18 protein-coding genes and 1 pseudogene are annotated in these 20,332 nt (G+C 72.8%); 16 read left to right on the plus strand and 3 right to left on the minus strand.

Going from position 1 to position 20,332, the window contains the following annotated elements; translation table 11 throughout:
* Positions 1–158 precede the first annotated feature (158 nt).
* From E6W39_RS37290 to E6W39_RS37335, 10 genes are all read left to right on the plus strand, one after another.
* A complete protein-coding gene (locus E6W39_RS37290) occupies positions 159–1,766 on the plus strand; it encodes an ABC transporter permease (protein WP_220140323.1) in 1,608 nt (535 codons plus the stop codon).
* Positions 1,766–2,812, plus strand: coding sequence for an ABC transporter ATP-binding protein (locus tag E6W39_RS37295; RefSeq protein WP_141637223.1), 1,047 nt, complete (start codon positions 1,766–1,768; stop codon positions 2,810–2,812). Before E6W39_RS37290 ends, E6W39_RS37295 begins: the two co-directional genes overlap by 1 nt.
* Before the next feature lie 116 nt (positions 2,813–2,928).
* Positions 2,929–3,768 (plus strand): glycerophosphodiester phosphodiesterase, encoded by an 840-nt coding sequence (locus E6W39_RS37300; protein ID WP_407658573.1) that lies wholly within the window; start codon positions 2,929–2,931, stop codon positions 3,766–3,768.
* A 2-nt stretch (positions 3,769–3,770) separates the two neighbouring features.
* Positions 3,771–5,159 carry an MFS transporter gene (locus tag E6W39_RS37305; protein WP_141637225.1) on the plus strand — a complete coding sequence of 463 codons (1,389 nt, stop codon included), beginning with the start codon at positions 3,771–3,773 and terminating at the stop codon, positions 5,157–5,159.
* A gap of 115 nt (positions 5,160–5,274) precedes the next feature.
* On the plus strand, positions 5,275–6,606 hold the full coding sequence (locus E6W39_RS37310) for a diacylglycerol/lipid kinase family protein (protein ID WP_141637226.1): 1,332 nt from the start codon (positions 5,275–5,277) through the stop codon (positions 6,604–6,606).
* Complete coding sequence (locus tag E6W39_RS37315; RefSeq protein WP_228718571.1) at positions 6,603–7,202, plus strand: phosphatase PAP2 family protein; 600 nt, start codon at positions 6,603–6,605, stop codon at positions 7,200–7,202. The genes E6W39_RS37310 and E6W39_RS37315 overlap by 4 nt, the downstream gene beginning before the upstream one ends.
* Before the next feature lie 154 nt (positions 7,203–7,356).
* Complete coding sequence (locus E6W39_RS37320) at positions 7,357–8,274, plus strand: fructosamine kinase family protein (protein ID WP_141637227.1); 918 nt, start codon at positions 7,357–7,359, stop codon at positions 8,272–8,274.
* 106 nt (positions 8,275–8,380) lie between these two features.
* The gene (locus tag E6W39_RS37325; RefSeq protein WP_101378787.1) at positions 8,381–8,959 is read left to right on the plus strand and encodes a TetR/AcrR family transcriptional regulator; all 579 of its coding nucleotides are present in this window, start codon (positions 8,381–8,383) and stop codon (positions 8,957–8,959) included.
* Between the two features lie 428 nt (positions 8,960–9,387).
* Positions 9,388–10,374 (plus strand): agmatine deiminase family protein, encoded by a 987-nt coding sequence (locus E6W39_RS37330; protein WP_141637228.1) that lies wholly within the window; start codon positions 9,388–9,390, stop codon positions 10,372–10,374.
* 189 nt (positions 10,375–10,563) lie between these two features.
* The gene (locus E6W39_RS37335) at positions 10,564–11,733 is read left to right on the plus strand and encodes an agmatine deiminase family protein (RefSeq protein ID WP_141637229.1); all 1,170 of its coding nucleotides are present in this window, start codon (positions 10,564–10,566) and stop codon (positions 11,731–11,733) included.
* 150 nt (positions 11,734–11,883) lie between these two features.
* Here E6W39_RS37335 and E6W39_RS37340 read toward each other — a convergent pair whose 3' ends face one another.
* The gene (locus E6W39_RS37340; protein ID WP_228718572.1) at positions 11,884–12,930 is read right to left on the minus strand and encodes an alcohol dehydrogenase catalytic domain-containing protein; all 1,047 of its coding nucleotides are present in this window, start codon (positions 12,928–12,930) and stop codon (positions 11,884–11,886) included.
* Positions 12,931–13,165: 235 nt separating this feature from the next.
* On the opposite strand from E6W39_RS37340, the gene E6W39_RS37345 reads away from it, so the two are divergent.
* From E6W39_RS37345 to E6W39_RS37370, 6 genes and pseudogenes are all read left to right on the plus strand, one after another.
* Positions 13,166–13,612: a DUF4231 domain-containing protein gene (locus E6W39_RS37345; protein ID WP_228718573.1), complete on the plus strand. Its 447-nt coding sequence runs from the start codon at positions 13,166–13,168 to the stop codon at positions 13,610–13,612.
* A 123-nt stretch (positions 13,613–13,735) separates the two neighbouring features.
* Complete coding sequence (locus E6W39_RS37350) at positions 13,736–14,461, plus strand: dienelactone hydrolase family protein (protein ID WP_141637231.1); 726 nt, start codon at positions 13,736–13,738, stop codon at positions 14,459–14,461.
* Between the two features lie 17 nt (positions 14,462–14,478).
* Positions 14,479–14,793: pseudogene (locus tag E6W39_RS37355) on the plus strand (Fe-Mn family superoxide dismutase); the annotation flags it as partial.
* Between the two features lie 231 nt (positions 14,794–15,024).
* Positions 15,025–16,101 carry an ABC transporter substrate-binding protein gene (locus E6W39_RS37360; protein ID WP_141637232.1) on the plus strand — a complete coding sequence of 359 codons (1,077 nt, stop codon included), beginning with the start codon at positions 15,025–15,027 and terminating at the stop codon, positions 16,099–16,101.
* 29 nt (positions 16,102–16,130) lie between these two features.
* Complete coding sequence (locus tag E6W39_RS37365; protein WP_228718574.1) at positions 16,131–17,156, plus strand: FecCD family ABC transporter permease; 1,026 nt, start codon at positions 16,131–16,133, stop codon at positions 17,154–17,156.
* The gene (locus E6W39_RS37370) at positions 17,153–17,944 is read left to right on the plus strand and encodes an ABC transporter ATP-binding protein (protein WP_141637234.1); all 792 of its coding nucleotides are present in this window, start codon (positions 17,153–17,155) and stop codon (positions 17,942–17,944) included. The genes E6W39_RS37365 and E6W39_RS37370 overlap by 4 nt, the downstream gene beginning before the upstream one ends.
* Before the next feature lie 59 nt (positions 17,945–18,003).
* On the opposite strand, the gene E6W39_RS37375 is transcribed toward E6W39_RS37370, so the two are convergent.
* Together E6W39_RS37375 and E6W39_RS37380 are read right to left on the minus strand one after the other, a co-directional pair.
* Entirely contained in the window at positions 18,004–18,948 is a 945-nt protein-coding gene (locus E6W39_RS37375; protein ID WP_141637235.1) for an L-tyrosine/L-tryptophan isonitrile synthase family protein, read from the minus strand.
* 98 nt (positions 18,949–19,046) lie between these two features.
* Positions 19,047–20,327 (minus strand): cytochrome P450 family protein, encoded by a 1,281-nt coding sequence (locus E6W39_RS37380; RefSeq protein ID WP_141637236.1) that lies wholly within the window; start codon positions 20,325–20,327, stop codon positions 19,047–19,049.
* Positions 20,328–20,332: the final 5 nt, after the last annotated feature.

The following is a 20,332-nucleotide window of genomic DNA, read 5'->3' on the forward strand; positions in this document are numbered from 1 at the left end:
CCCCGCCCGCGGTATTGATGCGGGTCCCACTGCAAGTAAGGTAAGGCTTTGCTTGTCGAGCTGCGGTTCGGGTGACACCCCACAAGGACACCTCGAGGCAGCCCGCTTCATGATGAACGGCTTCATGAACGGCTTCATGATCGGTGACGGAGGTCCTGGTGTCTGCTGAGGTGCAGCAGCGAACGGGGGCGGTGGTGCCACCCGGCGGCCGTGCCGCGCTGCCGGCCTGGTTGCGGTGGCGCGGCGCCGGTCCGCTACTGCCCCTGCTGGCGGTCGCGGTGGTGCTGGTGGTGGCCTCGCCGCTGGTGTTCCTGGCGCTCAAGGCCGGGGAGTCCGGCTGGGCCGAAGTCGGGCGCCTCCTCGCCCGCCCGCTGGTCGCCACCCTGCTGCAGCACACCGTCTCCCTGGTCGCGGCCGTCACCGTGGGCACCGCGGTGCTCGGCTTCACCGCGGCCTGGCTGGTGGAGCGTGCCGAACTGCCGCTGCGCCGCACTTGGACAGTGCTGCTGACGATGCCGCTCGCCGTGCCGGAGTTCGTGCGCGGCTACTCCTGGGTCTCGCTCTTCTCCGAAGTGCGCGGCTACTGGGGCGCGGTACTGGTGATGACCTCCTCGCTCTACCCGCTGGTCTTCCTGCCGGTCGCCGCCGCCCTGCGCGGCGGCGACCCGGCCGCCGAGGAGGTCGCCCGCAGCCTCGGCCACGGCCGCCTGACCACGTTGTGGCGGGTCACCCTGCCGCTCACCAGGCCGGCGCTGGCCGGCGGCGCGCTGCTGGTCTCGCTCTACCTGCTCGGCGAGTACGGCGCGTTCGCGATGATGCGCTACACCACCTTCGCCACCGCGATCTTCACCGAGTACCGGCTCGGGTTCGACGCGGCGTCCGCCGCGATGCTGACCCTGGTGCTGGTCGCGCTGGCGCTGCTGCTGGTAGGCCTGGAAGCCTGGACCGGGCGGCGCGGCCGGGTGGTGCGCGGCGGCGCGACCGGGCGCCGCGGGGCGCCGCTGCCGCTCGGCCGCTGGCGCTGGCCGGCCCTCGGCTGGCTGGCCGCGATCGTCGGCACGGCCGTCGGGGTGCCGGTGTACGCACTCGGCTACTGGCTGGCCAAGGGCTCCTCGACCACGCTGCCGTCCGCCTCGATCGTGGACTCGACGCTGACCACGCTCGGCTACGCGCTGACCACCGGCGCCGCCGCGACCATCTGCGCGGTGCCCGTCGCGCTCTACTCCTGGCGGCGCGGCAACTGGCTGTCCCGGTTGCTGGAGCGCGCCGCCTTCCTGACCCGGGCGCTGCCGGGCATCGCGGTCGCCCTCGCCGTGGTCTTCTTCGCCATCCGCTACGCCCAGCCGCTCTACCAGCAGCCCGCCATGATGGTCGTCGGCTACGTGGTGCTGTTCTTCCCGCTGGCGCTGACCGCCGTCCGTGCCGCCCTCGCCCAAGTGCCGCCCGGCGTCGAGGAGGTGGCGCGGTCCCTGGGCAGGAGTGGGGCCGCGCTGCTCTGCCGGGTCACGCTGCCGCTGATCCTGCCCGGACTCGGGGCGGCCTTCGCCATGGTCGCGCTCACCGCCAGCACCGAGCTGACCGCCACGCTGCTGCTGCGCCCCACCGGCACGCAGACCCTGGCCACCCAGTTCTGGGTCTACACCAGCGGCCTGGCCTACGGCGCCGCCGCACCGTACGCGGCCGTGATGACCCTGCTCTCCCTCCCCCCGGTCCTGCTGCTCACCCGCCGCACCCTCGGCATCAAGCGCGCCACGAAGGAGTCATGATGAGCGGTCTGACGATCACCGGTCTGCGCGCCGACCACGGCGGCTCCCAGGTGCTGGCCGGACTGGACCTGACGGTGGCCGACGGTGCGCTCGCCTGCGTGCTGGGCCCGTCGGGCTGCGGCAAGAGCACCCTGCTGCGCGTGATCGCCGGCTTCCACCGGCCCAGCACCGGCCGCGTGGCGCTGCGCGACCGGACCTTGGCCGACGACCGCACCTGGGTTCCCGCCGAGCGCCGCCGGATCGGCTACATGCCGCAGGACGGCGCGCTCTTCCCGCACCTGAGCGTGGCGGGCAACATCGGCTTCGGGCTGCCGCGCGCCGGCCGCCGCGAGCGGGTCGAGGAACTGCTGGAGCTGGTCGGCCTGCCCGGCCTCGGCAAGCGCCACCCGCACCAGCTCTCCGGCGGCCAGCAGCAGCGCGTCGCGCTGGCCCGCGCCCTCGCCCCGGCCCCGGAGCTGCTGCTGCTGGACGAGCCGTTCGCCGCCCTGGACGCGGTGCTGCGCGCCGACCTGCGCGCCGAGGTCGCGGCCACCCTGCGCGCGGCCGGCGCCACCGCGATCCTGGTGACCCACGACCAGGACGAGGCGCTGTCCTTCGCCGACGTCATCGCCGTGGTGCGCGACGGCCGGATCGCCCAGGCCGGCACCCCGGACGAGCTCTACCACCGCCCGGCCGACGCCGAGGTGGCCAGGACCCTGGGGGAGGCGAACATCGTCACCGCCGAACTCGACGGCGACAGTGCCGCCACGGCGCTCGGCCGGCTGCCGCTGACCGCCGCCGGGGCCGGGACGGGCCAGGTGCTGCTGCGGCCCCGCCAGCTCTGCCTCGACGAGCAGGGCTCGGTGCGCGCCCGGGTGCTGCGCAGCCACTTCCGGGGCCACGACCACCGGGTGGAGCTGGCCCCCGATCCGGACCACGGCCTGCCGGAGCGCCTGATCGCCTACACCGACACCGCCCCGCCGGAGGCCGGCAGCACGGTCCGCCTCGCCGCCACCGGGGCGACCCACCCCATGGGCGGCGTCCAGGACCGCGTTCCGGTGGGCTGAGGACGGCTGAGCGGCGGCCGGGCACGATGCCCGGCCGCCGCCGTCTCTACTGCTGAGTAACCCCCGTGTTCCGGGCCGGGCCCCCTTCTGGCACCATGACCCCCACACATGCTGCGATGATCATGCGACGCCCGCGGCAGGCCCTCCCGGAGAACGCGATGCACCCCTTCCTCGACCATCCAGGCCCACTCGCCTTCGCACACCGCGGCGGTGCCCTCGGCGCGCCGGAGAACTCGCTCGCCGCCTTCGAGCAGGCCGTCGCCCTCGGCTACCGCTACCTGGAGACGGACGTGCACGCCACCGCCGACGGCGTGCTGCTCGCCTTCCACGACCACCGCCTCGACCGGGTCACCGACCGTGGCGGCGCCGTCGCCGAACTGCCCTGGAGCACCGTCCGCGAGGCGCGCATCGGCGGCACCGAGCCGATCCCGCTCCTGGAGGAGCTGCTGGCGGCCTTCCCCGAGGCGCGCTTCAACATCGACGTCAAGGCGGCGCCCGCCGTCCGGCCGCTGGTCGAGGCGATCCGCCGGACCGACTCCTGGGACCGCGTCTGCGTCGGGGGCTTCTCCGACACCCGCCTCGCCGCCGTCCGCGCCGCCGCCGGCCCGCGGCTGGCCACCTCGCTCGGCCCGCGCGAGGTGCTGCGGCTGCGGCTGCGCTCGCTCGCCGGCCCGCTCGTCCCCGGTCGCCGCCCGCCCGGGCCGGGCATCTGCGCCCAGGTGCCCGAGCGGCACCGGGGCGTCCGGGTGGTCGACCGCTCCTTCATCCGCACCGCGCACCGGCTCGGCCTGCAGGTCCATGTCTGGACCGTGGACGACCCGGTGCGGATCGGGGCTCTCCTCGACATGGGTGTGGATGGCATCATGGCGGACCGCATCGACGTCCTGCACGACGTCCTTGCCGAGCGCGGCCACTGGACCGGCAGCGACCGCGCAACGACCACCGGAGAAGACTGATCATGATCACCGCTACCGACCCGGCCGACCAGTCGACCGCCGCCGATGCCGACGCCCGCGCGATGAGCCGGATGCGGTTCGGCTGGTACGTCAACGACTGGGCCAACGCCGCGTTCTCGGCCACCGTCCTCACGGTCTTCATCGGCCCGTACCTGACCACGGTGGCCAAGAACGCCGCGGACGCCCACGGCGACGTGCACCCGCTGGGGCTGTCCATCCGGGCCGGCTCGTACTTCCCGTACACCGTGTCGTTCTCGGTGCTGGTCTCGGTCGCCGTCATGCTGCTGACCGGTACGGTCGCCGACCGGACCGGGCGGCACAAGGAGCTGATGTGCGGCTTCGCCTACATCGGTGCGCTGGCCACGATGGGGATGTTCTTCCTCGATGGCAACCGGTACCTGCTCGGCGGCGCGCTGCTGGTGGTCGCCAACATCGCCTACGCGGTGTCGGTGGCGCTGTCGTACGCCTTCCTGCCCGGGCTCGCGACGGCCGACGAACGTGACACGGTCTCGTCCAAGGGGTGGGCGGTCGGCTACGCGGGCGGCGGGCTGCTGCTGATCGCCAACCTGGCGCTGTTCGAGGGGCACGACGCGCTCGGCCTCTCCTCCGGCACGGCGGTCCGGATCTGCCTCGCCTCGGCGGGGCTCTGGTGGGCGCTGTTCACCCTGGTGCCGCTGTTCCGGCTGCCGTCCCGCGCCGGGGCGACCCCGGTCGCCGCCCGCCGGCCCGCCGAGCCGGGCAAGCCCGCCGCCGGCAGCCTGCGCGAACTCGCCCGCACCCTGCGCGGCATGCGCCAGTACCCGCTGACCCTGCTCTTCCTGGCGGCCTTCCTCTGCTACAACGACGGCATCCAGACCGTCGTCTCCCAGGCCTCGCTGTTCGGCAGCGAGGAACTCGGCATGGGCCAGACGTCGCTGGTCGCCGCCGTCCTGCTGGTGCAGATCGTGGCGATCGGCGGCGCGCTGCTGCTCGGGCGCATCGCCCGCCGCTACGGCGCCAAGCGGACCGTCCTCGGCTCCCTGGTCGCCTGGGTGGCCACCCTCGCGCTCGGCTACCTGATGCCCGCCCACAAGCCGGTCTGGTTCTTCGGCCTGGCCGCCATGATCGGCCTGGTCCTGGGTGGCAGCCAGGCGCTCTCCCGCTCGCTCTTCTCGCACCTCATCCCGGCCGGCCGGGAGGCGGAGTACTTCAGCGTCTACAAGATCAGCGACCGCGGCACCAGCTGGATGGGCCCGCTGGTCTTCGGGCTCGCCTACCAGACCACCGGCAGCTACCGGTTGGCGATCATCTCGCTGCTGGTCTTCTTCGTCATCGGCTTCGCCGTCCTGGCCAAGGTGCCGGTCCGCCGCGCCATCGAGGCCGTCGGCAACCCCGTCCCGGAGCGGCTCTGACGACGAACACCGGGTAGCGCCTCGCAGGCGCCGCCCGCCCCGCTCGGCGCGCCTTGAGCGGCCCCGCCGGTTACGGTGACCGCACTGGACGGGCCGAGCGGATGAGGGCGAGCCGGTGACGGACGTGGTGGACCAACGCGAGCCCCGCAACCTGGCGCGGCTCGCGTTGCTGTGTGCGCCGGCGGCCGTCGTCGCGGTCGCGTTCACCGGCCTGCACGGGCTGCTGGTGCTGCTCGTCGAGCTCGCCGGGCTCGTGCTCATGGCCGCCGGCGGGTGGTGGGCGCTCACCCGTCGCGGCATGCCGCGCGTCCTCGGCGCGCTCCTGGCCGTGGCCGCGCCCGCCGGCGTCATCGTGCTCGCGCTCCACAAGCAGGTGTTGCTGCTCTCCGCGATCGCCGTAGCCCTTTGGTTCGCCGGGCTCGCCTGCGCCCGTGCCGCGCTGCGGCCAAGCCGGCCGCACGGAGCGATGCCCGAACGGGAGGCCCCGCCGCCGCGGCGGCCGGTGCTGATCATGAATCCGAAGTCCGGTGGCGGCAAGGTGGAACGCTTCCGACTCGCGCGGCGCGCCGAGGAGCTGGGCGCCCGGGTGGTGCTGCTCGACACCTCCGTGCAGCAGGACGTGGCCGGGCTCGCCCGCCAGGCCGTCGCCGAGGGCGCCGACCTGCTGGGCGTCGCCGGCGGCGACGGCACCCAAGCCCTGGTCGCGGCGGTCGCCGCCGAACACGGCCTGCCGTTCCTGGTCATCTCCGCCGGCACCCGCAACCACTTCGCCACGGACCTCGGCCTCGACCGCGCCGACCCCGCCACCGGCCTGGACGCGCTGCGCGACGGCGTCGAACTCGCCGTGGACCTGGGGAAAGTGGGGGACCGGCCCTTCGTCAACACGGTCTCCTTCGGTGCCTACGCGCAGATCGTGCAGAGCCCGCAGTACCGCGACGCCAAGACGGCCACCGCACTGGACGCCTTGCCGGACCTGCTGCTGGGCGCCGGTGGTCCGCACCTGACCGCCCAGGTGGGCGACCAGCGCCTCGAAGCGCCGCAGGCACTGCTGGTCAGCAACAATCCCTACGCCGCTCCCGACCCGATCAACCTCGGGCGCCGCCCCCGCCTGGACAGCGGCGTGCTGGGCGTCCTCGGCATCCGCGTCGACGGCGCCGCCCAGGCCGCCGAGCTCGCGCTGCGCGGCGCCCGCGCCACCGGCCTGGCGGTGCTGTCGGCGCGGCAGGTCACCGTGTACGCGGACCGCCCGGAGATCCCCGTCGCCGTCGACGGCGAGGCACTGGTCATGCCGACGCCGGTCGTCTGCTCGCTCGGCGGCCGCGCCCTGCGGGTCCGCGTCCCGCGCGACCGCCCCGGCGCGGACCCGCTCCGGCAGGAGCGCGCCCGCAGCGTCGACTGGCGCGACATCGCACGCCTCGCCTTCCCCCGTACGGAGAGCCGCCCGTGAACGACACCGTGCTGAACGACCTCGCCGCGCTCGACGGTGCGATCTACGCCGCGATCGCGGCGACCCCGACGCCCACGCTCGACTCGGGCCTGCGGAAGCTGTCCGGCGTCGCCGACAACTCGAAGATCAACCTGTCGATCGCGGCGGCACTCACGCTCGTTCCGGGGCGGTGCCGGCGCGCCGGGCTCGCGGGTGCGGCGGCCGTCGGGCTCGCCTCCTTCACCGCCAACATCATCGGCAAGGAGCTGGTGCACCGCCCGCGCCCGGACCGGGAAGCAGCGAAGGTGGCGATCGCCCGCCATGTGCCGATGCCGACCTCGGCGTCCTTCCCCTCCGGGCACACGGCCTCGGCGTTCGCGCTGGCGACCGTGGTGGGGACGGTGCTGCCCGCCACCGCGACGCCGCTGGCGCTGCTGGCGGGCGCGGTGGGGTACTCCCGGGTGCACACGGGAGTCCACTACCCGGGCGACGTGCTGGCGGGTGCGCTTCTGGGCGGGGCGTGCGGGATGGTCGTCCTCACCGTCGGCCGAAAGCTGGCTGAGCGTCAGCGGGAATCTGCTGCAAGGCTGTTCAACTGGCAGCCGACGAGCCGGTAGTCCAGGCGGGGGCCGGAGGGGCTCAACTCGGTGTTCAGCAAGGTGCCGTACCACCCCAGGGACCGCGCCGCCCCAGTGCGCTTGTAGGCCACTCGCTCCAGTGGTGCCGCTGCTCGGGGCGTGCGAGTTCGGCGTCAACGAGTTCGGTGGTTCCATGCTCAGAATCTGCGAGGCAGAATTCATCGTGGACATCCCAGAGCAGTGGACACCCGAGCACGACGCCGACTGGAGCGCGGACCTGCTGCCGGCAGGCCTGACGGCGGCCGGTGTGACCCGGCTGCACGGCGGCGTGGCGAACTGCGCCTGGCTGGTGGAACTGACCGGTGGCGGGCGGGTGGTGGTGAAGGGTGGCCGGACGTCGCCGCCCGGCCTCTTCCAGGCGGAGGCCGAAGGCCTGGCCGCCCTGCGGGAGGTCGGCCGGCTCCGGACCCCGGAGGTGATCGCCGTGACCGGCACCTCGCTGGTCCTGGAGGCACTCGATCCCGAACTCCCGGCCGACGCCGACCGCTTCTGGGAGGAGGCCGGGCGTGCGGTCGCGGGCCTGCACGCGCACAGCTCGCCGCGGTTCGGCTGGGACCGGGACGGGTGGCTGGGGCGGCTGGTCCAGCGGAACACCTGGGACACCGACGGGCACCGCTTCTTCGCCGAGCACCGAATACTCCGCTACCTGGCCGAGCCCGGCGTCCGGCTGGCGTTGGACGCGTCCGACCGGGCCGCCCTGGAACGGTTGTGCCTCCGGCTTCCGACACTCGTCCCGGCGGGCCCCGCCGTACTGACCCACGGCGATCTGTGGCGGACCAACGTGATCGCCGACATCGCCGGTCGGCCCGTCTTCATCGACCCCGCGGTCTGCTGGATGTGGGCCGAGGCCGAGTTGAGCATGACGTACTGCACCGGGGGAGTGCCCCGCCGCTTCTTCGACGCCTACCACGAGGTCCAACCGCCCATCGACGGTTGGGAGGAGCGGATGGCCCTGCTGAACCTGCGCGAACTGCTGTGCGTGCTCGCCCACTTCGGCCCGACCGGCGACTACGCCGAGCAGGTCAGGGCTGTCGTGGAGCGGTACGGATGAGGAGAACCGTCCGCTGGGCAACCCGGCCCCAGGCGCTGACGCCGACTGGCATTTCAGTCAGGGCCGGTCGCGCTCGCTCCCGGCCCGCCAGGTAGGGTGTGGGCCCATGGCTGGCCGCAAAACGTCAATCCTGGAAGCAGCCGCGCGGGTGATCGCCCGCCGCGGGGTCCGTGGTCTGCGGGTGGAGGAGCTCGCGGCCGAGGCCGGTGTCTCCACCGCGCTGATCTACTACCACTTCAAGGACCGGACCGGGATCCTGCGCCAGACGCTGGAGTTCATCAGCGACCGGGCCGAGCGGTACACCACCGAGCGCGCCGCCGGTGGCGAGGAGCTCGGCCCGCGTGCCGAGCTGGAGCAGACGCTGCTGCTGGAGCTCCAGGACACTCCCGAGGTGCGGGAGAACAGCACCGCCTGGGGTGAACTGCGCGCCAGCGCGGTGTTCGAGTCGGAGCTGCGGGAGGACCTGGCCCGGGCGACCCTGATCTGGGTGCAGGAGATCGCCGACCTGCTCGGCCGGGTGGTTCCGATGGCGTCGGCCACGGCTCTCGCCGCTGCGGCCGAGCGCCTGACCGCCCTGCTGGAGGGTCTCAGCATGCGCTGGCTCTGCGGCGGCATCCCGCTGGACCACGCGAGGACCCTGCTGGTCGAGGGCGTCGACGCCGAGCTGAAGCGCCTGCAGCGGTAGCGGCGAGCCGTCCTGACCTGCGGCGCACCGCGCCACGCCGAACCGAAGCGCCTGCGGCGATCTCCGAACCGCAGGCGCTGCTTTGTGCCGTCTGTCAGTCCTGCCTTGTCCCGACTTGTCCCGTCTTGTCTTGCCGCAGGCAGCTCGCCTTCCATTTCTTGACTGATTTTTCAGTCAGTGCGAGAGTGGGCGCTGTGCCCGAGCGGCGAGCCGGTGGTGCCGGTGCACATACTCGATCAGGAGATTCCCATGAGCGATCACAGCAGCCGCGTGGTCGGTGACGGCACCCTCGGGGTGCCGCGGCCTCCCGGCGGGGGCTGCTCGGCGCTGCGGGGCTCGGCGCGGTCGGGCTGGCGTTCGGTGCGCAGCTGTTCGGCGCGGGGTCGGCGGCCGCAGACGGCGGGTCGGCGCCGCGTCCCCGGGTGCCGATGGACGACGTCCCGCACGCCCGGACGTGGATGTCCTGGCCCTCCCGCAAGTCGGTCTGGGGGCGGCAGCTGCGCGGCGTCCAGGAGGACATCGCGCTGATCGCCCGCACCATCGCCCGCTACGAGCCGGTCGTGCTGTGCGCCCCGGACGACTACTCGGTGGCCGAGGCCCGCTCCCACTGCGGCGCGGACGTCACCGTGATCGGCTCGATCCCGACGGACGACCTGTGGATGCGCGACATCGCCCCGGTCTTCCGGCGCGACGGCCGCGGCGGACTCGACGCGGTCGGTCTGAACTTCAACGGCTGGGGCAAGAAGCAGGTCCACGCCGACGACGCCTACGTCGCGGGGAGCGTCGCCCGGCTGAACGGCCAGCGGTTCGTCCGCGCCGACTTCGTCGGCGAGGGCGGCGCGATCGAGACGGACGGCGACGGCACGGTGATGGCGACCGAGAGCAGCCTGGTCAACAAGAACCGCAACCGGCGGATGAGCCGTGACGAGATCGAGTCGGCCGTCTTGGACGCCTACGGCGCGGACCGGATGATCTGGGTGCCGGGCATCAAGGGCAGGGACATCACCGACGACCACATCGACGTCACCTCGCGCTTCGTCCGCCCCGGCGTGGTGCTGGTCCAACTGCCGCCGAACGACCGCACCGACGAGTGGGCCCGGGACGCGCGCGAGCAGTTCGCGATCCTCAGCGGCGAGACCGACGCACACGGGCGGCGCCTGGAGGTCATCCGGGTCGAAGGGCCGGACACCGTCCGCTCCCGCAAGTCCGACTTCGTCGACTCGTACCTCAACTTCCATGTCGTCAACGGCGCTGTCATCACCGCCCAGTTCGGCGACGCGTACAAGGACGCGGCGGCCAGGGCGACCCTGGCGGCGGCCTTCCCCGGGCGCGAGGTCGTCCAACTCGACGTCGACCGGCTGATGGCGGGCGGCGGCGGCATCCACTGCTCGACGATGCACGAGCCGCTCGCCTAGCACGGCCCAGGCATTAAGCCCCGCCCATCGCCAACTGACGTGGCCCGTCGCACTGTTCACCTGCCACGGCCAGCCGTACTGCTCAACTCACGTGTGCCGTCGCGCTGTTCGACTCGCACAAGCCCCTCCTGGGCGCGGCCGCCTGCCATCGTGCCGCGCCCCGGACCCCGCTTCACTGGAGAGTCCCGCATGTCCATTTCCGGCTTTCCCCGCCGCAGTGCGCTGCGTTCCCTCGCCGGCGCCGCGCTGCTCGGCCTCGGCGTCACGGCCTGCACCGGCACCGACGACCCGGCCGATCCCGCAGACCCCGCCGCCTCCGGGTCGGCCGCCCCGTCCGGCGGCGCCGCCCAGAGCGCCGGGCGCAGGCTGGGCGCGGAGTGGGAGAAGCACGAGCGGACCTTCATGGCCTGGCCCGCCTCCCAGGACGTGTGGGGCGGCCAACTGGGCGCCGTCCGCAAGGACATCGCCGCCGTGGCGCGGGCGATCGGCGGACGCGAGCCGGTGGTGCTCCTGGTGCGCCCCGGGCAGGAGGACTCCGCGAGGAACGCCTGCGGCTCGGCCGTCGAGATCCTCTCCACCCCGGTGGACGACCTGTGGGCCCGCGACACCGTGCCGGTCTTCGTCGAGCAGGGCGGCAAGGTCAAGGGCGTCGACTTCAACTTCAGCGGCTGGGGCGGGAAGCAGCAGCACGCCAACGACGCCGGCATCGCCCGAGCGGTGCTGGCCAAATACGGCTTGGAGCGGATCACCACCCCGATCGTCGCCGAGGGCGGCTCGTTCGAGAGTGACGGCCAGGGCACCCTGCTGATCACCGAGAGCTCGGTGGTCAACGGCAACCGCAACCCGGGTAGGAGCCGGGACCAGGTCGAGGCGGAGCTGAAGCAGGCCCTGGGCGTCACCAAGGTGATCTGGCTGGCCGGCGTGCGCGGCAAGGACATCACCGACGCGCACGTGGACTGCCTGGCCCGGTTCGCCGCCCCCGGCGTCGTCTTCCTGGACCGGGCCTTCCCCGGCACGCCGCCCGACGTCTGGTCGCGCTCGGCCGACCAGGCCCGCGCCGTGCTGGCGGACGTGACTGACGCGACCGGAAAGAAGCCGAAGGTCGTCGAGATCACCCAGCCCGATCCGGACCGGATCACCGGCCGCGGCGACGCGTTCGTCTCCTCGTACCTGAACTTCTACGTGGGCAACAAGGGCGTCTACCTGCCGCTGTTCGGCGACCCCGAGGCCGACGGGCAGGCCCAGCAGACCATGAAGGACCACTTTCCGGGCCGGGAGATCGTCCCGATCCAGATCGACACCATCGCCTCCGGTGGCGGCGGCATCCACTGCTCCACCCATGACCAGCCCGCCGTCTGAGGCGCACCGCAACTGGAGCTCCGCGCAGGCGGGATGAGCAGCCTGGGCCCGATGGCGCTCCGCCCCCTGCGCGGGCCGGAGCGCCCAAGTGGCCCGGCTCGGGCCGGGTCGCTCACGGTGCTCCCCGGCGGTGGGTGGGCGGGATCGCGGTCAGCGGCCGGTGGTGACGACCATGCGGAAGCGGGCCCGGCCGCCGGCCATCTTGGCAACCGCGGCGGCGGTCTCCTCCAAGGGGACCTCCTCGATCCAGGCGCGCACGCCGGACAGGGCGGCGAAGCGCAGGGTGTCCTGGATGTCGACGGCGGTGCCGGAGGAGTGGGCGTAGACCCTGCGGTCGCCGTTCAGCAACTGCAGCGGGCTGACCGTGAGCCGGTCGGGCGAGACACCGACGATGACGAGCTCGCCGCGCCGGGCGAGGCCGTCGATGGTGGCGGACATGGCATCGGAGTTGGTGATGGTGGCCAGGACCACCCTGGCTCCGCCGAGGGCTTGCAGAGCCTCGGCGACGTCGCCGGCGGTGCTGTCGATGTAGTGGTCGGCGCCGAGCTTGTGCGCGAGCGGCTCCTTCTCCTGCCCGCGCGCGATCGCTACGGTGCGAAAGCCCATGGCGTGGGCGAACTGGACGCCCAGGTGGCCCAGCCCGCCGAGGCCGAGGACGGCGACCGTGTCGCCGGGGCGGGCGGCGGTGTGGCGCAGGGCGTTGAAGACGGTGATCCCGGCGCACGCCAGCGGGGCGGCCTCGGCGGCGGTCAGCTCGTCCGGCACGGCGGCCAGCGCGACGGCGGGGACGATGACGGAGTCGGCGTAGCCGCCGGGATAGGCGGCGCCGGGGATCTGCAACTGGGGGCAGTGGATGGCGTCGCCCGAGCGGCAGGCGTCGCAGCGCCCGCAGCTGCCGCCGTACCAGCCGACGGCGACCCGGTCGCCGACCTGCCAGCCCGCCACGCCGTCGCCGAGGGCGTCGATGCGGCCGGCGATCTCGTGCCCGGGGGTGACCGGGAACGTGGTGCCGGGCAGCAGTCCGGCTGCGATCAGCAGGTCGGAGTGGCAGACGCCGCACGCCTCGACGGCGATGCGGACCGCTCCGGGCCCCGGCTCGCGAGCCGGGACCTCGACCAGCTCGGGCGGGGCGTCCGGGGCGGCGACCTGGACGGCGCGCAGCATGCCGCCGGGGGACGTGGGGGTGGTGGCAGTCATGGAGAGCCCTTCGCTCTGGGGCCGACGCGGAGCCGGGCCCGCATGCGGTGACCAATCCAGCTTGGTACGTCCACCAGCGGTTGGCCACACAGTGCCGGTCCGACGGTGAACGCGCCGGGTCCTGCGGTGTGAGACCCTACGGGCGGGAATCGCAGGGGTGTCGCACGCTGGGGGCGATAGGGGCCATGGGGGCGAAATGGGACTGAGCGGGCAGGTGGGAGCGGGGCTGGCTCCGATGGAGACTGCTGGTCACCTCCTGGAGAAGATCCAGCAGGGCAGCACATACGCCCGAAGCAAGAAGAAGCGGTTCCGCCTGGCCTCTTCGGCGTTGAAGGTGCTGACGCTCTCGCTGTCCGCCGCCTCAACGATCATCCTCGGCCTGCAGAGCCTGAACTTCTGGGCCGGCTTGGCCTTCGCCCTCGTGGCAGTGGTCACCCTGCTCGGGGCCGTCGAGTCGTTCTTCAACTGGCGATCGCGCTGGGTGCTGATGGAGGAGACGCAGTACCGGTTCCGGCGTCTCGCTGATGACCTCGAGTACCTCATCGCATCAACGCCCACGGCCAATCTCACCCACGACCAGCTCCAGCCGATCTTCGACGAATACCAGAGCGTATGGGCGCACTTGGGCGAGCGCTGGCTGCAGGAGCGCCGCACGCTGAGTGCCTCCGCCGAGAGCCGGTGAGCCTGCCGGAACCAGAACCTTCCACGGTGCCCACTCACGCGCTGTTCAGCTGACGGCGAAGACCGGTATGCCGACGGTGAAGACCGGCCCGACCGGGCTCGACAATCCCTATGGTCCAGTCACATGACGACTGTTACCACACGCACGGTCGAGTACCCGGCTGACGGCCTGACGATGGTCGGGCACCTCGCGCTCCCCGCCGGTGTCGACCGCCGACCCGCGGTCCTGATCGGACCCGAGGGGCCGGGCCTGAACGACTTCCAGTGCCGCCGGGCCGACGCCCTCGCTGAACTCGGGTACGTGGCACTGGCCTTCGACCTCCACGGCGGGCGCTGGTTCACCGACCCGCAGCAGATGCTGGCGCGCGTGATGCCGCTGCTCGCCGACCCGGACCGGATGCGGGGCATCGGCCATGCGGCACTCGATGTGCTGCGCGCCGAACCGCGGACCGACCCCGACCGGATCGCCGCCATCGGCTACGGCACCGGGGGCGCGATCGTGCTCGAACTCGGGCGCGACGGCGTCGACTTTCGGGCGATCGGGACGGTCAACGCCCTGACCACGGGCCGACCGGGCGAGGCCGCGCGCATCCGCTGCCCCGTGTGGGCCGGGGTCGGATCGGAGGACCCGATCATGCCTGCCGGGCAACGGGACGCCTTCGCCGCCGAGATGCAGGCCGCGGGCGTCGACTGGCGCCTCGTGGTCTACGGCGGAGCCCTGCACGCCTTCCACCACCCGCCGGTCGACCAGGCCGTGGTCCCCGGCGTCGGCTACCACCCGCAGCACGCGCGGCGGGCCTGGCGCGACATCGTCGACCTGCTCGCCGAGTGCCTGCCCGTAACGGACTGAGCCAGAGCGTCTGCGGCGATGCCATCGAGGAGCACTTCGGTGGCTTCGACGCATTCAAGAAGCAGCTCACCGCCGCCACCGTCGGCGTCCAGGGCTCCGGCTGAGGCATCCTCTCCTGGGAGCCGCTCGGTCGGCGCCTGATCGTCGAGCAGGTCTACGACCACCACGGCAACGTCGGCCAGGGCACCACCCCGCTGCTCGCCTTCGACGCCTGGGAGCACGCCTACTACCTGCAGTACAAGAACGTTCGCCCCGACTACGTCACCCGCCTCTGGGACGTCGTCAACTGGCAGGACGTCAGCGCTCGCTTCGCGGCCGTCAAGAACGCCTGACCGCACCGCCGGCTGCGGCGAGCCGAGCCTCCCCCACTGCCAGGCAACGGAATTCAAGACTCAAGCGCTGGTGGGGCGCGGTGTGGGCGCGCCGGCACCTACCCGTCGGCGGCGCCCTCGGCGGAGTCGAGAATCTTGGTGAGGCGAGGGAACTCGGACGGCGCTGCGGCCGACTACCTGGGCGGGCTCGCAGTGGCGGTCCCAGCTGATTCGGATCACCAGGAGAGTTCCATGCGTTCTCGCGTGTTGTGCGGCGCGGCCGCTGCGGTCGCCCTGCTCGCCACGGGCTGCGGCAGCAGCGCGAAGTCCGGCGACGCCGCGGCGCCGACCGCCGGGGCGAACGCGCCCGCCGGGGCGGCCTACCCCGTCAAGGTGACGGACTGCGCGGGAGCGGAGACCACGTTCGGCTCCGCCCCGAAGAAGATCGTCACCAGCAACGCCTCCAGCCTGGAGATGCTGCTGTGGCTCGGCGCGGGGGACCGGGTGATCGGCACCGGGTTCCCGCCCGGCGCGGGCACCATGCCGGCCCGGTTCGCCGACCAGGCCGCCAAGGTGCCGGTCCTGGGGCAGATGGTGATCTCCAAGGAGAAGCTGCTCGGCTCCGGCGCCGACCTGTACGTCGACACCTTCGCCTCGGTGGGGTCGATGGGCGGCAGCATGGGGACGGCACCCACCGAGCAGGAGTTCGCCGCCGCCGGGATCAGGCACGTCTACCTGCACTCCACGGCCTGCGCCGCCATGATGAAGGGACCGCAGCAGGACCTCTCCCAAGTCGAGGCCGACATCAGGAGCCTGGGCGCGATCACCGGCACCTCGGCCAAGGCGGACGAGCTGGTGGCGGGGATGGAGCAGAAGGTCGGTGCGGTGCGCAAGGCCCTCGCGGGCGTCGCGGCGGGCCAGGAGCCGTCGTACTTCTTCTTCGACTACGACGCCGGGACGAAGCAGCCGATGGCCGAGTGCGGCAAGCAGGTCGCCAACGCGGTGATCACCCTGGCCGGCGCCCGCAACATCTTCGGCGACTGCGACGGGGACTTCAAGGCGGTCTCCTGGGAGGACGTGGTGGCGAGGAACCCCGACTGGATCCAGCTCGGCGTGCGCAACCAGGGCGGCGACGCGGCGAACCAGAAGGCGTTCGACGCCGCTGCCCAGTTCCTGAAGACCTTCCCGGCCACCAAGGGCCTCAAGGCCGTCCAGGAAGGCCACTTCGTGCGGATCGGCTCGGAGGTGACCACCATCGCCGGCGTCCGCGACGCCGACACCGTCCAGCGGATCGCCCACACCATCCACCCCGACCTGGTGAAGTCGTGACCCGGGAGGCTGCTGTCTCCCACCGGTCCGTGCGTACCGTACGGGTCGGCCTGGTCGCCGCCGTGCTGGCCGTCGCCCTGATCGCCGCGCTCACCGTCGCCGTCTCACTGGGCGCGGTCGACATCCCGGTCGGCGAGGTGTGGACGGTGGTCGGCCGCCGGCTGGCCGGCGACGCGCCGCAGCCGGGCACCCGCGATCTGATCGTCTGGCAACTGCGCGCCCCACGAGCCCTGTTGGCGGCCGTCGTCGGTGCCGGGCTCGGCCTGGTCGGCACCGCCGTCCAAGCCCTGGTCCGCAACCCGCTCGCCGACCCCTACCTGCTCGGCATCTCCTCCGGTGCCTCGCTGGGCGCGGTCGCGATGATCGTGCTCGGCGCGGGGGTTGGCTCGGCCATCGGGTTCGGCGTCTCGGCGGCGGCCTTCGCCGGGGCGCTCGCGTCCTTCGCCCTGGTCTGGGCGCTCGCCCGGCGCGGCGGAGGATTCGCGCCGATGCGCCTGGTGCTGGCGGGAGTCGGCATCGGGCAGTTCCTCTCCGGCTTCTGCAGCTTCCTGGTGCTCCAGGTCGGCGACGACCAGCAGACCCGTGGCGTGCTGTTCTGGCTGATGGGCAGCCTCGGCGGGGCCACCTGGAGCCAACTCCCCATCCCCGCTGCGGTCGTGGCACTGGGGCTGCTCGTGCTCCAGGCCCGCGCCCGCCCCCTCAACGCACTGCTGATGGGCGACGAGACGGCCGCCGGCCTCGGTGTGGACGTCACCCGGCTGCGCCGTGAACTGTTCGCCGTGACCAGCCTGCTCACCGGCGTGCTGGTGGCCGTCTCGGGGGCGATCGGTTTCGTGGGCCTGCTGGTGCCGCACGTCTGCCGCCTGCTGGTCGGCGGCGACCACCGCCGACTGCTGCCGCTCTCGGCGCTGGCCGGGGCCGTGCTGCTGGTCGCGGTGGACACCATCGCCCGCACCGCGCTGTCCACCCAGGAGGTGCCGATCGGCGTGGTGACCGCGCTGATCGGGGCACCCGTCCTGCTCTACCTGCTGGATCGACGCCTGGAGCACCGTTGAGAATCTCCGTCGAGGACCTGACCGTCACCCTGTCCGGGCGCGACGTGCTCTCCGGCGTCCGACTGCTGGCCGCCGACGGCGAGATCGCCGGACTGGTCGGCCCCAACGGCAGCGGCAAGTCCACCCTGCTGCGCACCGTCTACCGGCACCTGAGGCCGTCGGCGGGCCGGGTGCTGCTGGCCGACCGGGACGTCCGGTCGATGACGCCCGTCGAGGCGGCCCGGCACATCGCCGCGCTGCCCCAGGAACGCGGCGGTGACTTCGAGTTCACCGTCCGCGAGATCGTCGCGATGGGACGCGCGCCCTACCAGCGGGCCTTCGCGGGGGAGGGCGCCGCCGATCGCGAGGTCGTGGCCGAGGCCCTGGAGCAGGTGGGGCTCGGCGGGCAGGAGCGGCGCAGCTTCGCCGCGCTCTCCGGCGGTGAGCGCCAACGCGTGCTGCTGGCAAGGGCGTTCGCCCAGAAGCCGGACGTCCTGGTGCTGGACGAGCCGACCAACCACCTCGATGTGCGCCACCAGGTCGAGCTGCTGGCCCTGTTGCGGGCCCAGCGCCGCACGACGCTGATCTCGCTGCACGACCTGAACGCCGCGGCCTCGCTCTGCGACCGGCTGCACGTCCTGCACGAGGGCGCGGTGGTGGCCTCGGGCCCGCCGCGCGAGGTGCTCACCCCCGCACTGCTGGCGCAGGTGTTCGGGGTGCGGGCGGCGGTGGTGGAACACCCGCTCACCGGTGATCCGCTGATCGCCTTCGATCACCGCGCGGCCGTCGCGGAGGTCGCGCGGGCGTAGCTCGCCGAGCCGCCCCGAGCCCGGTGCCCGCCTGCTGCGGGCACCGGGCTCACGGCTGTCTATACGGTCTCGAAGTGGCTGGGCCGGCCGTCCCGCAGCACGAGTCGACCGAGCTGCTCGGCCTCGCTGCGGCGCATCAACTCCCAGCTGCCGTCGGCTCGGTGGAGGACAACGGAGTGCCATGGCGTGGTCCAGGCGTCCTCGGCGTCGAGCAGGCGGATGCCGAACTTGGCGGCGCCGCGCCGCTGGGGGTGGATGGACAGCCGCACGGAGCGGGGGTGCTGTTCGGCGATGAGGTCGCCCCAGGCACGGCTGCGCTGGATGACGCCGTAGGCGCGCTGTCTGCAGTTGCGTTGCAGGGCCGATCTGCTGCCCTCGAACCCGACGGTGTCCTCGGTGAGGAACCGGGTGATGCCCCGGTAGAGGGCCAGGGTGGCGTCGTCGGACTTCACCTCGGCACGCAACTCCTCGACGGTGGGCGCGAATTGTGCGTGCACGCGAGCGCGTTTCGCGTCGTGGGGGAGGTCGCCGAGGACATCGCGTAGGTCGAACACCGAGAGGTGGTACAGGCGTTCGCGCCGGACCAGGGCGGCCAGCTCGTCGGAGTAGGCGTCGATGTGGTGGTCGGGGACGTGGATCAGGTCACCGAAGATGTGCCCGTCGGAGCAGATCACCATCCTCGCGCCGGGTGCGTACACCTCCCGGACGGCTGTGCAGAGGTCGTTGAGGAAGCCGAGGGAGAGGCGTTCGCCCTCGTCGGGGAGGTGCCCGAGGACCTTGGCGGGGCTGGGGGACTTGCAGGGGAAGCCGGGCAGGGCGAAGACGATCGGATCACCGGCGGCGACGAAGTCGGCGAGCTGGCGCAGCTGTTCGGGGAAGGCTTCGATGGGCGCCGACCTGTCGCGGTCGGCGGCGCGGCGGTGCGGCAGGAGCAGCTTCAGGATGGCGGCGCAGGTGCGGGCGACGGACGGCGCGTGCGGCGTACTGGTGCCGACGGGCGGCATGCGGTCCTCCACGAGGGCAAGACGGGATGGCGCCCCGGCGGTGTGGCGGTGCCGGGGCGTGGGATGGAAGGGGTCAGCGGCTCAGTCGCGCGGGAGGGTCAGCTGCGCTTGTCGTAGGCGACGGGCAGCTCGTTGACGCCGCGGGCCAGGACGGCCGGGATCCAGACGAGCTCGCTCAGGTCGCCGGCGGGCCGAAGCCCGGGCAGGCGGGTGAGCAAGGTGCCGATGGTGATCTGGAGTTCGGCGCGCGCCAGGGCCGCGCCTGGGCAGAAGTGGATGCCGTGGCCGAAGGCGAGGTGGGAGTTCGGGGTGCGCTCCAGGTCGAGGGTGTCGGCATCGGGAAACTGCTCGGGGTCGCGGTTGGCCGCGCACAGCGAGACGATCACGGAGTCGCCGGCCGGCACGCGGGTGCCGTGCAGGTCGCTGTCCTGGGCGAAGAACCGCCAGGTGGTGAGCTCGAACGCACTGTCGTAGCGCAGGAGTTCCTCGATCGCGCGGGGCATCAGCGCGGGCTCGTCGCGCAGCCGGGCGAGCTGGTCGGGGTGGCGGAGCAGGGTGATCAGCATGGTGGTGATCTGGTTGGTGACCGGCTCCTGGCCGGCGACCAGCAGCTGGAAGATCACGGAGTCCAGCTCCTCCTTGCTCAACTCCCCACGCTCCTGGGCGATGACGAGGCGGCTGAGCAGGTCGTCCTCCCCGTGCGCGCGTTTGTGCGAGACGACGTCGGCGATGTAGCTCTGCAAGCCGCGCAGCCGGCCCTCATAGAGGGGACGGCCGGGATCCTGCGGGCCGACGGGCTGCACGACCTTGCCCCAGTCCCGGTCGAAACGCACCGTCAGCTCGGGCGGCAGGCCGATGACCTCGGCGAGGACCTGGAACGGGTAGTGCGCGGCGAACCCCTGGACGAGATCGGTGCCGCCCTCGTCCGGGAGCGCGTCGACCAGGGCGTCCGCCAACTGCTGGAACCGTGGGCGCAACTCCTCGATGCGGCGCGGCGCGAACGCGTCCAGGACCAGGCGGCGCATGTCGGTGTGCTTGGGCGGATCCTGGTGCAGCAGGTGGACTTGGAGCTGGGAGTGCTGGGGCTCGGGCATGATCGAGGCCAGGCTGCGCCAGTAGTCGTTGCCCAGGGCGTGGTTCTTGCCCAGGCGCGGATCGTTCAGCGTGTGATGGGCCGCGTCGTAGCCGGTGACCAGCCAGGCGGCGATGCCGCTGGGGAAGCGGACCCGGTGGACGGGACCGGCCTCGCGCAGCTCGCGATAGAGGTCGTAGGGGTCGCTCTTGTACGCCTGGCCGTAGAGGGGCACGGGCTCGGCGCGGGAGGCTCCGGTGACGGGGCAGCGTGGTTCGGCGGTCGGGTCCTGCTCGGGCTGGGGCATGTCTG

The sequence above is a fragment of the Kitasatospora acidiphila genome, assembly GCF_006636205.1.
GTDB lineage: Bacteria > Actinomycetota > Actinomycetes > Streptomycetales > Streptomycetaceae > Kitasatospora > Kitasatospora acidiphila.

Bases quoted from the DNA above. Each gene is read 5' to 3' on its own strand.
- E6W39_RS37295 (WP_141637223.1), top strand. From the start codon at position 1,766: ATGAGCGGTCTGACGATCACCGGTCTGCGCGCCGACCACGGCGGCTCC.
- E6W39_RS37300 (WP_407658573.1), top strand. From the start codon at position 2,929: ATGATCATGCGACGCCCGCGGCAGGCCCTCCCGGAGAACGCGATGCAC.
- E6W39_RS37305 (WP_141637225.1), top strand. From the start codon at position 3,771: ATGATCACCGCTACCGACCCGGCCGACCAGTCGACCGCCGCCGATGCC.
- E6W39_RS37320 (WP_141637227.1), top strand. From the start codon at position 7,357: ATGCTCAGAATCTGCGAGGCAGAATTCATCGTGGACATCCCAGAGCAG.
- E6W39_RS37325 (WP_101378787.1), top strand. From the start codon at position 8,381: ATGGCTGGCCGCAAAACGTCAATCCTGGAAGCAGCCGCGCGGGTGATC.
- E6W39_RS37330 (WP_141637228.1), top strand. From the start codon at position 9,388: ATGGACGACGTCCCGCACGCCCGGACGTGGATGTCCTGGCCCTCCCGC.
- E6W39_RS37335 (WP_141637229.1), top strand. From the start codon at position 10,564: ATGTCCATTTCCGGCTTTCCCCGCCGCAGTGCGCTGCGTTCCCTCGCC.
- E6W39_RS37340 (WP_228718572.1), bottom strand. From the start codon at position 12,930: ATGACTGCCACCACCCCCACGTCCCCCGGCGGCATGCTGCGCGCCGTC.
- E6W39_RS37345 (WP_228718573.1), top strand. From the start codon at position 13,166: ATGGAGACTGCTGGTCACCTCCTGGAGAAGATCCAGCAGGGCAGCACA.
- E6W39_RS37350 (WP_141637231.1), top strand. From the start codon at position 13,736: ATGACGACTGTTACCACACGCACGGTCGAGTACCCGGCTGACGGCCTG.
- E6W39_RS37360 (WP_141637232.1), top strand. From the start codon at position 15,025: ATGCGTTCTCGCGTGTTGTGCGGCGCGGCCGCTGCGGTCGCCCTGCTC.
- E6W39_RS37375 (WP_141637235.1), bottom strand. From the start codon at position 18,948: ATGCCGCCCGTCGGCACCAGTACGCCGCACGCGCCGTCCGTCGCCCGC.
- E6W39_RS37380 (WP_141637236.1), bottom strand. From the start codon at position 20,327: ATGCCCCAGCCCGAGCAGGACCCGACCGCCGAACCACGCTGCCCCGTC.